Source organism: Mycolicibacterium pyrenivorans, from assembly GCF_025821625.1.
In the GTDB taxonomy this organism is placed as follows: Bacteria; Actinomycetota; Actinomycetes; order Mycobacteriales; family Mycobacteriaceae; genus Mycobacterium; species Mycobacterium pyrenivorans.
In genome coordinates this window covers 1-627 of record NZ_JACKSH010000126.1, presented here as the reverse complement: position 1 = coordinate 627, position 627 = coordinate 1, and the positions used below count along the sequence as shown (strand labels likewise).

Below are 627 nucleotides of genomic sequence, written 5' to 3'. Positions count from 1 at the left end.
AAAAGGTCACTCGGCCTGTGCAGTTCGGCGCGGGTGTGGGTTGAGCCGGCTCGGGGTCCTGCGGTCAGGCTGGGCGGCTGCTGACAGGTAGATAGGTGAGGGCTTACGGATATCGGACGTTCGCCAAGCGCCCCGGAGGGCTGCTGCGGGCGGCTAGGACCGGAGGAAAAGGGGGCCCGGTCACCCTGCGGTGGGTGACCGGGCCCGTGGTGCTGAGTTTTAGTCCCAGCTGGCGGCGATGGTGTCGATGGCGTCGGGGATCGAGGAGTGCGGGATCGCTTCGGAGAGGCGGTCGAGCTCGTCGGCGGTGAGGGTGCGCCCGGCCCAGCTGCTGGCTTGTTCGGCGGTGATGAGCTCGGCGGGTGCGTCGAGGGCGGCGGCGAGCATCGTGAGCAGTTCGGCGCCGGTGGGTAGCGGCAGATTGTCGGCGTGGTCGCGGAGCCGGGCGCATTCCTTGGGCTGGCTGCAGGCGCATTCGGAGTTGGTGGCGCTTAGATCGCGGTAGGTGCTGTCGAGCGGGTGGCCGTCGACGCTAGGGCCGTCGACGATCCAGCGGGTGCCGTCGTCGGAGAGCCGTAGGTGCACTGCCACGGTCTGTTCGATGAAATGTGCTGCTGGCGGGTCAAT

1 protein-coding gene is annotated in these 627 nt (G+C 68.4%); it reads right to left on the bottom strand.

Going from position 1 to position 627, the window contains the following annotated elements; translation table 11 throughout:
- Positions 1–219: 219 nt before the first annotated feature.
- The coding region (locus H7I57_RS16120) for a hypothetical protein (RefSeq protein ID WP_264024625.1) at positions 220–627 on the bottom strand (408 nt) is incomplete at its 5' end.